This window comes from Bradyrhizobium betae (assembly GCF_004123905.1).
GTDB lineage: Bacteria > Pseudomonadota > Alphaproteobacteria > Rhizobiales > Xanthobacteraceae > Bradyrhizobium > Bradyrhizobium betae_A.
Window position 1 is genome coordinate 383254 of the sequence record NZ_MZXW01000053.1, and the last position, 13369, is coordinate 396622.

Annotated in this window: 10 protein-coding genes; 8 read left to right on the top strand and 2 right to left on the bottom strand. The window is 64.5% G+C overall.

What is annotated here, in order from left to right; all coding sequences use genetic code 11:
- The first annotated feature begins 219 nt into the window (after positions 1–219).
- Entirely contained in the window at positions 220–513 is a 294-nt protein-coding gene (locus B5V03_RS37015; RefSeq protein ID WP_129275336.1) for a DUF2934 domain-containing protein, read from the top strand.
- Positions 514–1417: 904 nt separating this feature from the next.
- On the opposite strand, the gene B5V03_RS37030 is transcribed toward B5V03_RS37015, so the two are convergent.
- Both B5V03_RS37030 and B5V03_RS37035 read right to left on the bottom strand, forming a co-directional pair.
- Positions 1418–1783, bottom strand: a complete 366-nt coding sequence (locus B5V03_RS37030) for a hypothetical protein (protein WP_129275337.1) — start codon at positions 1781–1783, stop codon at positions 1418–1420.
- 261 nt (positions 1784–2044) lie between these two features.
- Entirely contained in the window at positions 2045–2293 is a 249-nt protein-coding gene (locus B5V03_RS37035; RefSeq protein ID WP_129275338.1) for a hypothetical protein, read from the bottom strand.
- A 234-nt stretch (positions 2294–2527) separates the two neighbouring features.
- Here B5V03_RS37035 and B5V03_RS41875 point away from each other — a divergent pair, with 234 nt between their 5' ends.
- From B5V03_RS41875 to B5V03_RS41880, 7 genes are all read left to right on the top strand, one after another.
- Complete coding sequence (locus B5V03_RS41875) at positions 2528–2707, top strand: hypothetical protein (RefSeq protein WP_164988528.1); 180 nt, start codon at positions 2528–2530, stop codon at positions 2705–2707.
- A gap of 77 nt (positions 2708–2784) precedes the next feature.
- Positions 2785–3465 carry a response regulator transcription factor gene (locus tag B5V03_RS37040; protein ID WP_164988529.1) on the top strand — a complete coding sequence of 227 codons (681 nt, stop codon included), beginning with the start codon at positions 2785–2787 and terminating at the stop codon, positions 3463–3465.
- 9 nt (positions 3466–3474) lie between these two features.
- The gene (locus B5V03_RS37045) at positions 3475–4899 is read left to right on the top strand and encodes a sensor histidine kinase (protein ID WP_129275340.1); all 1425 of its coding nucleotides are present in this window, start codon (positions 3475–3477) and stop codon (positions 4897–4899) included.
- A gap of 59 nt (positions 4900–4958) precedes the next feature.
- Positions 4959–5882: an RNA polymerase sigma factor RpoH gene (gene rpoH / locus B5V03_RS37050; RefSeq protein ID WP_129275341.1), complete on the top strand. Its 924-nt coding sequence runs from the start codon at positions 4959–4961 to the stop codon at positions 5880–5882.
- 79 nt (positions 5883–5961) lie between these two features.
- Entirely contained in the window at positions 5962–9144 is a 3183-nt protein-coding gene (locus B5V03_RS37055) for an efflux RND transporter permease subunit (protein WP_129275342.1), read from the top strand.
- Entirely contained in the window at positions 9141–10412 is a 1272-nt protein-coding gene (locus B5V03_RS37060) for an efflux RND transporter periplasmic adaptor subunit (RefSeq protein ID WP_129275343.1), read from the top strand. Before B5V03_RS37055 ends, B5V03_RS37060 begins: the two co-directional genes overlap by 4 nt.
- Before the next feature lie 11 nt (positions 10413–10423).
- Positions 10424–11125, top strand: a complete 702-nt coding sequence (locus B5V03_RS41880) for a hypothetical protein (RefSeq protein ID WP_164988530.1) — start codon at positions 10424–10426, stop codon at positions 11123–11125.
- Positions 11126–13369: the final 2244 nt, after the last annotated feature.

Genomic DNA, 13369 nt, shown 5'->3' on the forward strand with positions numbered 1-13369 from the left:
TAAGCTCGGCGGCTGCCGCTGCGGTGAGGGCATGCCCTGCACCTGCAACACGACCGAAGACCCGGAAATCAGCGCGGTGATCGTCGACGCGGATACGACGTGGCACTAAAGCGGCGATCGTCCCAGGGCATTTCAAGCCGCGCTGTTATTCGAAGGAACAGAACGTCCCGGAAACGAATTCAATGTCTGAACGGCACGGCGCTGAATCAATCCGTTTTTATGGCAGTGCTTGCAGTGGACGAGCAGCAGAAGATCGAGCACCAGATTGAACTCGCAACGCGAGCAGCCGCGCTCGTCAAGGACGAGACCACCGTCCAGCGGTTCAGGAGCTTTGCGGAGGAGTTGAAGCGAAAGCTCCGTCGCATGATGCTGCGCGGCCAGGTGCGCGCGCGTGCCTACGAACTCTGGGAGCAGGCCGGCCAGCCGATCGATCGCGACTTGGAGTTCTGGCTCGAAGCCGAAGGGCAAATCGAGGACGAACGCGAGGAGCGAAAGGGCCCGGGCGGTTCATAGCCGCGAGAGGTCTCGGCTCCGGGCGGTATCCCATCCGCCACAAACCGGCGTCGTTGCCCCCGGTCGCCCGTTTCGCTTTGCAGGACGGAAAAAAGCCGCCGGCTTCTTCACCTGGCGGCTTCGAACAAGTCCGCAGCTCCCGTCGGGCAAAACACCCGCCACCCCGTCAACCCCTCCCCGCAAAAATATTCCGCTTTACCGAAATTCGGAAATATCGTACATCTCGCCCATCCCGGCTCTTTCCTTGAGGGGCGATCTCGTGTCGTCTTGATTGCGAGCCGGGCTTGCGGTGGACGCGGCAGCGTCGGCACGAGAGGTGCGGGCAGGGCGGGTAGTCCCTGTGAGCTCGCGGCCGCGTGCGGACGAGCGGCGCTGTTAGGTTCGTCTCGCCTGTAAGTTTCCGGCTCCGTCGACAGGGCCGGGAAAACTGCGGCGAAATGGCGAGCCGCGCGTACGGCAAAACCGTGTGGTCCTGGCCGTCGTTGCTACGGTCAAGCTTTCGCGGAGGTGTGTGCGAGCCCAACCGGGCGGACAGCATCGTCAATTCGCGAAGGTGAGGGAGGCCAGAAGGAACTCGGCTCCCGGGAGAGCACGGCATACGCCGTCCCAACCATCGCGCAGGGAAGGCCGAGTGATTGGCTACACCTGTATGCTGCTGTGCGGTTCTTTTGCGCACCATCTTCGCGCAGCGGACCGCGGGTGCCAGCCGGCACCCGACCTTCCCTGCGCCCTCTTGGCTTACGAGGGTGAAGCGACGACGCAAAGCTCGGGCGAAACATGCCGCGAGAATGCGAAACTGTGTGTTTCGCCGGATCGCATCTCCACAGCCACGTGACTGCGCAACGCGATCAGCCCGGATCGCGATGCTGCGCAGTCCGGACCGATCGGCGCGGTGCGCGCTGAGCTAGCTGCAGCTCAGCGGCAATGGCCGGTCGGGATGCAGCTCGTACCAGTCATAGCAATCCGGATAGGCGCCGTAGACTCCATATCCGCCCCGACCGTAGCGGTGAAATGCATGCTGGCGAAAGTCGCCGGCATGACCGGCGAAGCCGAGATGCTCGCCGCCGAAGTGGGCGCCGCCGCCAAAACCTCCCTCATGGCCCATGCCGCCGAAATGCGCGCCGCCGCCAAAGCCCGCATGTCCGCCGCCGAAGCCCCCACCGCCAAAGCCGCCGTGGCCGCCGCCACCACCGCCATGCGCGTTGGCCGCGCCGATGGCGAGCGTCGAGGCGAGTGCCGCTGTTGCCAGAATCATGATTGCGCGTGTCATGGAAAACTCCTCTCGTGTTGAGCGGCCCGGCCATGCTGCACGCGAAGCTGTCGATGACTGGGCCCGTGATGAGGGAGAGGTAGGTGCGCTACACGGCAATCCAACTGAATTTTGCGTCAGATATCAGGCGTGCCGACCGAAGATCATCTCGCCGCGCGTGGCCGCGACGCGCGCGAGGGAGCGGGCTGAATGAAACAGCCCGCTCCCTGTCATTCCATGAGCAGCGGCAGCGGAGTTACACCGCCGGCCGCGTTGGCGCGATCAGTAGCTGCCGGTGCCGGGTTCGCACGGCACGTTGTTGCCGGTCCACGGCGCGGTGGCGAAGGCGCCGACGCGCGGTGCCGGAATGCAGGCGCGTTCGCCCGGATAATAGAAGGGCGCGTTCGTTGAGACCGTATCGGCCTCCATCGCGGGCTGCCGCACGACGCGATGGTGCTCGCGCGCCATCACGGGGCCACCCAGCATGGCGGCTGCAATCAATCCCATCGACAACAATCTGGACGTGGTCATTCGCTCTCTCCATTGATGACATCAGGCCGAACCAAGCCGGCTCGTCATCAAGGTGTGAACGACGGCGCGCGATTCAAACGCACGAATTGCTCACTGGATTTCAACGGCCTGTGAGCCTGGTCAGCGCCGCGACCACGATCGTGCGAATACATAACATCCGTGGCCCCTGAAACTACAGCGCGTGCGTTGAGAGCCTATGTTCGATCCAGCGCAGTTGGCAGTGGAGCCCGAAAGATGATCACGACATTGGCAAGACGCATCGCTGTTACATTTGCAATGTTGGCACGGCGCGCGGCCGACATCATGAACCGCAATTTAGTGGCGACCCGTGCGCCGCAGCACTATCTCGTAGCGCAGCGGGTAGCCGGCATGAGGCGGCATCAGCGCCGCGCGTTCGACACACGCAGGCACTGAGCATGATGCCGCGCGACGCCGAGCCCGTGCTTTCCCGCCGCGCACTCAGGCGCCGCGCGGACCATGGGCCGAAGATCATGAACCGGATTCTCCTGATCGAGGACGATGCCGAGACCGCCGAGGCGATTGTCGCCGAGCTCGCCGATCGCGGCTTCGAGGTGCAATGGGCCGCTGACGGCGTCGACGGTCTCGACCGGGCGCGCGCGTCGAGCCCGGATGCAATGATCGTCGATCGCATGCTGCCGGGCATGGACGGGCTCACCGTCATCGAGGCGCTGCGCAATGATCAAGTCAGGACACCCGTCCTGGTCCTGAGCGCGCTCGGCGCGGTGGATGATCGTGTGCGCGGATTGCGCATCGGCGGCGATGATTACCTGACAAAACCGTTCGCGCTCGTCGAGCTGGTTGCGCGGATCGAGGCGCTATTGCGCCGTCCGGTCGACAGCTGCGAGACCATTTTGCGTGTCGGGCCGCTCGAGATCGACCTGATCCAGCGCACCGCGCGGCGCGGCGAGCGCGAGCTCGACCTGCTGCCGCGCGAATTCCGCCTGCTCGAATACATGATGCGCCGGAACGACCAGCTGCTGACGCGCGCGATGCTGCTCGAGGAGGTTTGGAACTACAAATTCGTCCCGGCGACCACGAACCTGATCGACGTGCATATGGGCCGGCTTCGTCACAAGGTCGACGGCCCCGGAGAGATGCAGCTGATCCGCAACGTCCGCGGCTCCGGCTTCGTCCTGCGCTCGCGGCAATAGGGGCACGGGATGTATCGGGCTCAGTTGATCCGCTCCAGTACGTTCCTCTGGGCCCTGGCCGTGGCGGCCGCCTTCGCGTTGTTCGTGCTCGCCCTGTTCGCGTTCATCTACTGGAAGCTCGACGACTATCTGGTCACGCGATCCGATCGCATGATCACCACGCAGATCCACTTCATCGCGGACCTGCCGCCGGCGCGCCGCATCGGCGCGATCACGGATCATCTCGATCAGGATTCCAGGGGCGTGCAGTACGCGGGACTGTTCGATGCCGCCGGCACGCGCCTCGCCGGCAACATCGACCATTTGCCGCGTGCGCTCGGGCTCGACGGCGCGGTGCAGGGCGTGCGGCTCGATCTGTTCGATAAACCGGCAGCTCACAGTCCCGTCGTCAGGACGGTCGGCAGGCGTCTCGACAGTGGCGATGTCCTGGTGATGGGCCGCAATGTCGACGAGACGCGCGAGATATCGAGTGTCGTGGGGCAGGCCTTGGCCCTGGGCCTGCTGCCGGCCTTCAGCCTCTGCCTGCTGGCGGGTGTCTGGCTGAGCGCGCGTGCCCAGAGGCGCGTGGAGGAAGTCAACCAGCGGGTCCAGCGCATCGTCGCCGGCGAGTTGCGCGAGCGGCTGCGGGAAGGCAAGACGGACGATTCCTTCGCGCGGCTGGCCAAAATCGTCAACGGCATGCTCGACGAGATGGAGACGATGATCAATGCGCTTGCCGGGGTCGGCAACGACATTGCTCATGATCTCAGGACGCCGCTCACGCGCGTCCGCCTGGCGCTGGAACGTGGTCGAACGCATGCGGCAACGCTGGAGCAGCTCCAGGAGATCGCGGACAAGGCCATCGCCGGCATCGACCAGTCGCTTGCGATCGTCACCGCTCTCTTGCGGCTGACCGAGATCGAGAACAACCGCCGCATGTCAGGCTTCGGCGACGTCGCGCTCGACGAGATCCTGCGGGAGGTCTGCGACGTCTACGAGCCGATTGCCGAGGACAAACACATCGTGCTCGGTGTGGTCGTCGATCGCAATGTGCAGGTGTGGGGCGACCGCGACCTGCTGTTCGAGGCGGTTGCCAATCTCGTCGACAATGCCGTCAAGTTTACGCCATCAGGCGGACGGGTCGAGCTCGCGCTGGAAGCGGAGGACGACACCGCACTCGTGTGCGTGCGCGATACCGGGCCCGGCATCAGCGAGCAGGAACGCGAGGCGGTGCTGCGGCGGTTCTATCGCTCCGACAAGATGCGCCACACGCCGGGCGTGGGGCTCGGACTGAGCCTGGTCGCGGCCATCGTCAAGCTGCACGGCTTTCGGCTGATCATTGGTCCGGCTCCCGGAGGCCGGATCGAGATCCTTGCCTGGACCGGACGAGCGGGCAACGCCGCCAGCCGCCGGTTCAGGACATTGCAGCACGCAGACGCCGACCAGATGGGATGAGCCAATCATGCGCGATGCTTTCGAGATCAATCAGCCGGCCTGGAATGTGGGAGTGACAGATGCTGACTAGCCACGAAATTGCGAGGAACGATCCGCCTGCTGCGCCGGGTGCATCGCTGCCGGCCCCGTTCCTCAGTGCGTATTCCGCGACCATCAGGCGATACGACCTGCTCGAGCAGGATCAGGAGCAGCAGCTCGCACGTCGCTGGCAGCAGACGCGGGACCGGAGCGCGGCGGACGCGCTCGTCACCAGCCATCTCCGGCTCGCCGCCAAGCTGGCGCGCAGCTACAAGGGATATGGCTTGCCGCTGGTCGATCTGATCGCCGAAGCGAATCTGGGCCTCGTGATTGCAGCGTCGCGCTTCGAGCCCGGCCGCGGTGCGCGCTTCTCGACCTATGCGGTCTGGTGGATCAAGGCGGCCATTCGCGATTACATCCTGCGGTCGTGGTCGCTGGTCAGGATCGGGACGACAGCGGCGCAGAAGAAGCTGTTTTTCAAGCTGCGCAGCGAGATCAGGCGAGCCACCGGCGGCGTGATGGTCGCGCTCACGCCCGACGTCGCCGAATTGATCGCCGGTAAGCTCGAGGTCACGGCGCGCGATGTGATCGAGATGGACGTGCGGCTCAATGGCGACATGTCGCTCAACGCGCGCGTCGGCGACGAGGACGGCGGAACCGAGCTGGAGGCCTTGCTGGTCAATGGCGCGGTCGATGCGGAGACGGTGCTCGTCGATCACGACCAGATGGAGCGGCGCACCAAGGCCTTGCGTGTGGCGCTGGGCGGGCTTGCGGCACGGGAACGGCGTGTCTTCGAGGCGCGGCGGTTGACGGAATGCCCGGTGACGCTCGATCAGTTGGCCCGCGAATTGTCGATCTCCAGCGAGCGTGTCAGGCAGATCGAGATGCGTGCCTTTGCCAAGGTCAAGCGGGCCGTCATGTGCGCTGCGCAGGATGCGGCGCGCGGCACGGCATGGAGTGCCTGAATTCGTTTTCATTTGAACGGAGTTCCGACCGTCCTCATCTCTCCGACGATCCCGCGTCACTTGCTCCAGGCAGACCCCCATGGGAATTGTTCGCTTCGCGCTGCGGCTGCCACATACATTCTATGTGCTGGCCGCGCTGATTCTGTTCCTCGGCGGCATCGCGATCCGCTCGATGCCGACCGACATCTTCCCGGAGATCCGGATCCCTGTCGTCACGGTGATCTGGAGCTACACCGGCCTGTCGACGCCGGAGATGGAGCAGCGCGTCAGCACCTATAGCCAGTATTCGATCAGCGCCAACGTCAGCGGCATCAAGAACATCGAGGCACAGACCCTCAATGGCCTGTCGATTCAGAAGATCTACTTCCAGCCGGACGTCAATCTCGACCTCGCGATCTCGCAGATCGTCTCGGCGACCAACGCCATCCGCGCCCTGATGCCGCCGGGCATCCAGCCGCCGATCATCGTGCAGTTCAACGCCTCGAGCGTGCCGGTGCTCCAGCTCAGCCTCGAGTCGAACAGCCTGAACGAGCAGCAGCTCTACGATTTCGGCATCTACCGGGTTCGCCAGCAGCTGGCTCCCGTTCCGGGCGTGACCTTGCCCACGCCTGCCGGCGGCAAATATCGCCAGATCATGGTCGACATCGATCCGAACAAGCTCTTGTCGCGCGGGTTGACGCCGCTCGACATCGTCAACGCGGTGAACACCCAGAACCTGACACTTCCGACCGGCACGACCAAGATCGGCGACACCCAATACACCGTTCGCACCAACGCGACGCCGGCCACGATCCAGGATCTCAACATGATCCCGGTTAAGTTCGCGAACGGGGCCACCATCTTCCTGAAAGACGTCGCCCAGGTCCGCGACGGCGCCCAGGTGCAGCAGAACATCGTGCGTGAGGACGGCCACCGCGCCGTCCTGCTCAGCGTCATCAAGAACGGAAATGCCTCCACCCTCGCCGTCGTGAACGGCGTGAAGCACGCGTTGGCTTCGATCCGCGCGTCGGCCCCGGCGGGGTTGAAGATCAACGAGCTGTTCGACCAGTCGATCTTCGTCACCCATTCGGTCGACGGCGTGCTGCGCGAAGGCGCCATCGCGGCCGGCCTCACGGCACTGATGATCCTGGTGTTCCTGGGATCATGGCGATCGACGCTGGTCGTCCTGATCTCGATTCCGCTCGCGATGCTGTCCTCGCTGATCGTGCTGTATTTCCTCGGCGAGACCCTCAACACCATGACGCTCGGCGGCCTTGCCCTTGCGGTCGGCATCCTCGTCGACGATTCGACCGTGACGATCGAGAACACACACCGCCTCTGGACCGAGGAAGGCATGCCGCTGCCGGATGCGACCCTGCATGGCGCAGCAGAAATCGCCATCCCGACGCTGGTCTCGACGCTCGCGATCAGCTGCGTGTTCACCTCGGTCGTATTCCTGGAGGGCCCGGCCAAATATCTGTTCACGCCGCTTGGCCTCGCCGTGGTGTTCGCGATGCTGGCGTCCTACGGGCTGTCGCGGACGCTCACGCCGATCACCATCGGTTTGCTCTTGAAGAGCGAGCACCGTCATGGCGAGGGCGAGCGCCCGACGGGCATATTTGGGCGCGCCTCGGCTGCGTTCGAGCGCGGGTTCGAGCGCCTGCGCGATGGCTATTCCAATCTCCTGCTGACGCTGCTGCGGCGTCGCGTGATCATACCTGTCGTCGCCGTGCTGGTGCTGGCGCTCGGCGCCACCATGTTCGCCTATGTCGGCCGGGACTTCTATCCCCTGATCGACGGCGGTCAGATCCAGCTTCATGTTCGCGCGCCCGCGGGCACGCGGATCGAGCGGACGGAAGCGATTTTCCAGGCGGTCGAGGACAAGATCCGCGAAGTCATCCCGGAGCACGACCGCGCGCTGATCGTCGACAATATCGGCCTGCCCGCGCGTGCCTACAATCTCGCATTCACGGACGGCTCGACGATCGGGGTGAACGACGGCACCATCCTCGTGTCGCTGAAGGACGGGCACAAGCCGACCTCGGATTACATCAGGAAGCTGCGGCAGGTGCTGCCATCGGCATTCCCGGAGGACACCTTCTATTTCCAGGCGGCCGACATCGTCACGCAGATCCTGAACTTCGGTCTTCCCGCGCAGATCGATGTCCGCACGGTCGGCTACGGCACCAACAATCTGGCCGTAGCCAAGGAGCTCCAGAGGAGCCTTGCGGCGATCCCCGGTGTGGTCGATGCGCATCTCCAGCAGGAGGTCGATGCGCCCGCCTTCTACGCCGATATCGACCGCACCCGCGCCGCGCAACTCGGCCTCAATGCCAGCACGGTTGCGACCAACATCAATGTCAGCCTCTCATCGTCGGCGCAGGTCTCGCCGAATTTCTGGACGGATCCGACGTCGGGCATCCCCTATTATTTGGCGGTGCAGACACCCGAATACAGGGCCAATTCTCTGAACGCCCTGGGCAACACGCCGGTGTCGGCCTCGCTTGCCGCAAGCGGGCAGACGGTGCCCGGCCTGCTCAGCAATGTCGCGACCTTCAAGCGGGGCACCGTTCCCACCAATGCGAACCAGGCCAATGTCCAGCCGGTGTATGACGTCTACGCGAGCGTGCAGGGCCGCGATCTCGGCAGCGTTGCAGCCGATATCGAGAGGGTGACGTCAACCCTCCAGAAGCAGCTCCAGCCGGGCAATTCGATTCAGGTTCTGGGACAGATCCAGAGCATGCATCAGTCGTTTCGCGATCTCGGAGTAGGGCTGCTGTTCGCGGCGATCCTCGTGTACCTGCTGATGGTCGTGAACTACCAGAATTTCGGCGACCCGTTCGTCGTCATCCTGGCGCTGCCGGCGACATTCTGCGGCATCGTGACGATGCTGTTCATCACGGGGACGACGCTGAACGTGCCGTCGCTGATGGGCGCCATCATGGCGGTCGGCGTCGCCTCCGCAAATTCCATCCTGCTCGTGACCTTTGCGCGTGACGAGCAATTGAAGGGACATTCCGCGTTCCAGGCAGCGCTGAGCGCCGGCCGGACGAGGATCCGGCCGGTGCTGATGACCGCGGCGGCGATGATCGTGGGCATGATCCCGATGGCGATCGGCGGGCCGGGCGAAGAGCAGAATGCGGCGCTCGCGCGGGCGGTCATCGGCGGGCTGCTGTTCGCAACCCCGACCACCTTGCTGATTGTGCCTTATCTGTTTGCCATGCTGCGCAAGGGCAATGACGGCAAGCCTCGCCACGGCGTATTCGAGGAGCAACCGGAATGAGTGACGTTCGCGCACGGCCCAATGACGACGAGGCGAGTGACCGCCCCGGGGGGGAAAGTTTGCGGATCGTGGAGTTGCCGGGCAAGGGCGCGCGATCCGGACGCCGTTACGGTGGTGCGTTGCTCGGAGGAGGCGTGCTGCTGCTGCTTGCGGGCGGTCTCGGCATCGGCGGCTGGCGGCACTATGAGGCCGCGCGTGACGTTGCCGCAGTCGCAGAACAGGTTCGGACCAACGTTCCGGAAGTTCGGGTGGCGACAGTCAAGCCCAGCGGCGACATCATGAAGGTGAGCTTGCCGGCGACCACAACCGCATTCGAGGCGGCCAACATCTTCGCGCGGACCAGCGGCTATATCGAGAAGCGCTACGTCGATATCGGCGACCGGGTCAAGAAGGGCGATCTGCTTGCTGAAATCACCGCTCCCGAGCTGGATCAGCAGATCGCGCAGGCACAGGCGACGCTCGCCCAGGACCAGGCCGCGCTTCAGCAGGCGCAGGCGAGCCGGGAGCTCGCCGACGTCACCAACTCGCGTGACAGCAATCTTGTCAAGCAAGGTTGGTTGACGGCACAGCAGGGCGACAATGACCGCCTCACCCTGCGCGCGCAGCAGGGCGCGGTGGGTGTCGCCCAGTCGAACATCACGGCGCAGCAAGCGCAGATTCGGGTCCTCCAGCAGGAGAAGGCTTACCAGCGCGTGGTGGCGCCGTTCGACGGCGTGGTCACGCAGCGCAACGTGGACAATGGCAGCCTGGTGTCAGCCGGGTCGACCTTCATGTTCACGATGATGCATTCCGACGTGATCCGAACCCAGGTCTTCGTGCCGCAGGACGAGGCGTTCGGACTTGGCCCGGGCGTCGATGCGGATATTCGCGTCCCCGAGATTCCGGGGCGGACGTTTGCCGGCAAGGTCACGCGGATCGCGACCGCGCTGCAGCCGGGGAGCCGGACGCTGCTGACCGAGATCGACGTGCCCAATCCCGATGGTCTGCTCAGTCCGGGCATCTATTGCACGGTCGAATTATCGATCCCGCGCAAGACGCCGTCGATGACGATCCCGTCCGACGCACTCGTCTTCGACCAGAATGGTCTGCATGTCGTGGTCGTGCGAAACGGCACGGTTCATTTTCAGCAGGTCTCGATCTCCAGGGATTTCGGCACCAGTGTGGAAGTGCGCGACGGCGTGCAGCCCGGCGATCAGGTCGTGCTGAATCCGGTGGTCAATCTGGCCGAAGGCAGCAAGGTCACCGTTCGCAAGATCGAAGTGAGCTAGGGACACGTAAGATGATGCGGATCGCGTTCGCAGCGGTGATGGCTCTCCTGCTTGGCGGCTGGCCTGTTCAGGCGCAGGTCGCAACGACCGGCAGCACGGCAATGGATCTGCCGACGGTGCCGGGCGCGATCGTGATCTCGCCGCTCAACAGTCCGGGGCCGTTTTCAGCAACGACCGTGCCGGGCGCTCCTGATACGACGCTGGCGCCCGTCCCGCTCGCCTCGGATCCGACCACGCCGGGGACGGTGGTCGTCTGCGTTCCGCAATCGTCATCGCTCACGCCGGTGCCGGCGACGCCGACTGTGTCGCCTACAGGCGTCTCGACATCAGGCATCGCGGCTCCGCTGCTGCCGGCCATAGGACAGAACAGCAGCTCGATCGGGACGATCTCCGCGACTGCGCCAGTGGGAACGGGGGCGACGGTCGCATGCAGCTCGACGCCGGGAGGGCAGGTGACGAGCGCTGCATCTCTGCCGTTGTCGATTCCGCAAGTGACCGCAAACCCCGCGCCCGGCACGATCGTCGCGGACACCAGCGGCGCCGGCGGCACGGGTATCGACCCGAATGCTACTGTGGTGCCCAGTCCGAACAGCTCGGCCTGCGCGGAAGGCGTCTCGATGAATCTGGCGGAGCCTGCGACAATGTTGCCGGCCAACGCCTCAGGCGCGGCAGCGACGCCCGGCGTGTCGCCGGTCCTGCCGCCGGGATGCTGAGGCGAAATTGCAGACCTTTGCCTAGTGGCACGTACAAGAAGCAGGCCGTTCGCTGTCGCATGTCGAAAGCGAGATGCCCGGTATTTCAGCCAGAGCGCGGGCAAAGGCGATTGCGGGAAGATCGATCTCCTGATCGAACAAAGCGCTGACCGGGCCGACGAGATCAAGTGCGGTCTGCTGGCGGTTCGATTTCGCCATGATCCCCGCCCACGCAGCCGCAACCTTCAGCTCGTAGAATCGGCATTGCTGGTCTCTGGCGACGGACAGTCCCTCGGCGAACAGCACTTCGGCACGCGAGAGATCGGATGGGTCGTTGGCCAGGAGAATCTCAGCCTTGATCCGCAGCAGGTCCGCAAGGCACCACAATTGCCGGCCTTGGCGCGACATGGTCAGGGCCTCCTCCACCGCGGCCAGCGCCTGCGCAGGCTCGCAGCTCGCAAGCAGGCCTTCGGCGAGCGACCCGAGAAACTCGGGATTGCGCATCAACCATCCGTTCTCGGTCCGCGCCTTCAGGCCGCTGCGCAGCAGTGCAATTCCGTCGTCATGCTTGCCTTGCAGGACCAGCAATTGCCCCTTCAGGCAGGACGTCCAGCTGGTCCAGAATGCGATCCCCTCGCGCGTGACGAGCTCGAGAAGCGAGGCTATCGCCTGATCGGCGGCGGCGAGATCATGCGTCATCAGCGCGATCGGGCAGACCGCGTTGCGCAGCGCGTAGGCGATCGCAAGCTTGTCTTTCTCGCGCTGGGCCTCCTGGAGGCATTCGGCGGCCAGCGATCTGCTCTGGACGATCTTTCCCTGCAGCAGCAGCACGCGGGCCAGCATCGCCTTGGCAAGAACGCTCTGGTTCAGCAGGAACCACATCTGGTTCGCGCCGTCGTCCAATCCGTGAGCCGCATGGTCCAGCGACAGCGTCAGTTCGCGCCGCGCATCCTCCTGTGCGCCGAAGAAATGGGTGGCGGCGCCGATCAGGCGACGGCCAACCGTCTCGTTGGCGGGATTTCCGGTGCGCAGCGCGATCGCGAGGTAGCGCTCCCCGACCTCCTTGGCCGCGGCATATTGGCCCGAATTGAGGTTATAGCTCCACAACGTCCAGACGGCCTTGAGCTGAAGCTCGAGGTCGGACAATTCCTCGGCGAGCACGAGACCGATGTTCAGTGCCGCCTTCATGCGATCCGCCGACCCCGTCGTGTTGAGAAGGGCGAACCCCAGGGCGACATAGAGCTGCGCCTTGAGTTTTGGAACGCAGGTGAACTCGGGACTGAAATGCGCGAGCGCGAACTCGATACGCGTCGAGCATTCCACGAAGGACAGCAACTGCATCCATACCGGAACGAAGCCAGCCGTCAGCTCGATGCCAAGCGCGGTATCTCCAGCGGGCGAGAACGCCCAGTCGAGTGCCGTATGCACATTTCCGATCTCCTGGGAGAAACGGGAGATGTCGTCGGGAGCCGGAGAGCTATCGCCGAGCGGCGCGATGATCTGCCGGAGAAAGTCGGCCTGCCGCCTGGCAGCCTGTTCGACAAGGCCTGCGTCCGCCAGCTTCTCCAGGGCATAAGCACGGATGCTCTCCAGGAGGCGCCATCGTCCCTCAAAGGAGGGGTCCAGCGACACGAGCGATTTTCCAACCAGATTGAACAGGGTTTCGATGACGTCCGATCGCGACAAGGTGTCGTCCATCATCGCAATGGCCGCATCGAGCGTGAAGCCGGCCGGAAACACCGCGAGCCGGCAAAGCAGGCTTTGCTCTGCCGGTAGCAACAGATCGTAGCTCCAGTCCAGCGTCGCCCGCAGGGTCTGGTGGCGCGGCAATTGATCGCGGCGACCGCCGTTCAGGAGCTCGAAGCGCTTGTCGAGGCGAAGCAATACGGTGTCCACCCCGAGATTGGCGGCCCGAGCCGCGGCAAATTCCAATGCGAGCGGGATGCCGTCGAGGCGGCGGCAGATGGCGGCTACCTTCTGAAGCTCCTCCGCGCCCGCAGCGAAGCTCGCACGCAAGGCCCGCGTACGCGCGACGAACAGCTGCACGGCGCTTTCCCGGAGCAGCAGATTGGGATCGTGCATGTCGGGATCGGGAACCGACAGCGCCGGAATGGCCGCAACATATTCGCCGTCGATGCGGAGACCTTCGCGGCTGGTCGCGAGAACGGTGACGTTCGGACAATAGCGAAGCACGGCGCTGGCGATCTGCGCGGCGGCTTCGATCACATGCTCGCAATTGTCGAGAACAAGAAGCAGGCGGCGCGT

Excerpts from the sequence above, each read along its gene's own strand:
- B5V03_RS37015 (WP_129275336.1), top strand. The coding sequence starts at position 220 with ATGGCAGTGCTTGCAGTGGACGAGCAGCAGAAGATCGAGCACCAGATT.
- B5V03_RS37030 (WP_129275337.1), bottom strand. The coding sequence starts at position 1,783 with ATGACACGCGCAATCATGATTCTGGCAACAGCGGCACTCGCCTCGACG.
- B5V03_RS37035 (WP_129275338.1), bottom strand. The coding sequence starts at position 2,293 with ATGACCACGTCCAGATTGTTGTCGATGGGATTGATTGCAGCCGCCATG.
- B5V03_RS41875 (WP_164988528.1), top strand. The coding sequence starts at position 2,528 with ATGATCACGACATTGGCAAGACGCATCGCTGTTACATTTGCAATGTTG.
- B5V03_RS37040 (WP_164988529.1), top strand. The coding sequence starts at position 2,785 with ATGAACCGGATTCTCCTGATCGAGGACGATGCCGAGACCGCCGAGGCG.
- B5V03_RS37045 (WP_129275340.1), top strand. The coding sequence starts at position 3,475 with ATGTATCGGGCTCAGTTGATCCGCTCCAGTACGTTCCTCTGGGCCCTG.
- rpoH (WP_129275341.1), top strand. The coding sequence starts at position 4,959 with ATGCTGACTAGCCACGAAATTGCGAGGAACGATCCGCCTGCTGCGCCG.
- B5V03_RS37055 (WP_129275342.1), top strand. The coding sequence starts at position 5,962 with ATGGGAATTGTTCGCTTCGCGCTGCGGCTGCCACATACATTCTATGTG.
- B5V03_RS37060 (WP_129275343.1), top strand. The coding sequence starts at position 9,141 with ATGAGTGACGTTCGCGCACGGCCCAATGACGACGAGGCGAGTGACCGC.
- B5V03_RS41880 (WP_164988530.1), top strand. The coding sequence starts at position 10,424 with ATGATGCGGATCGCGTTCGCAGCGGTGATGGCTCTCCTGCTTGGCGGC.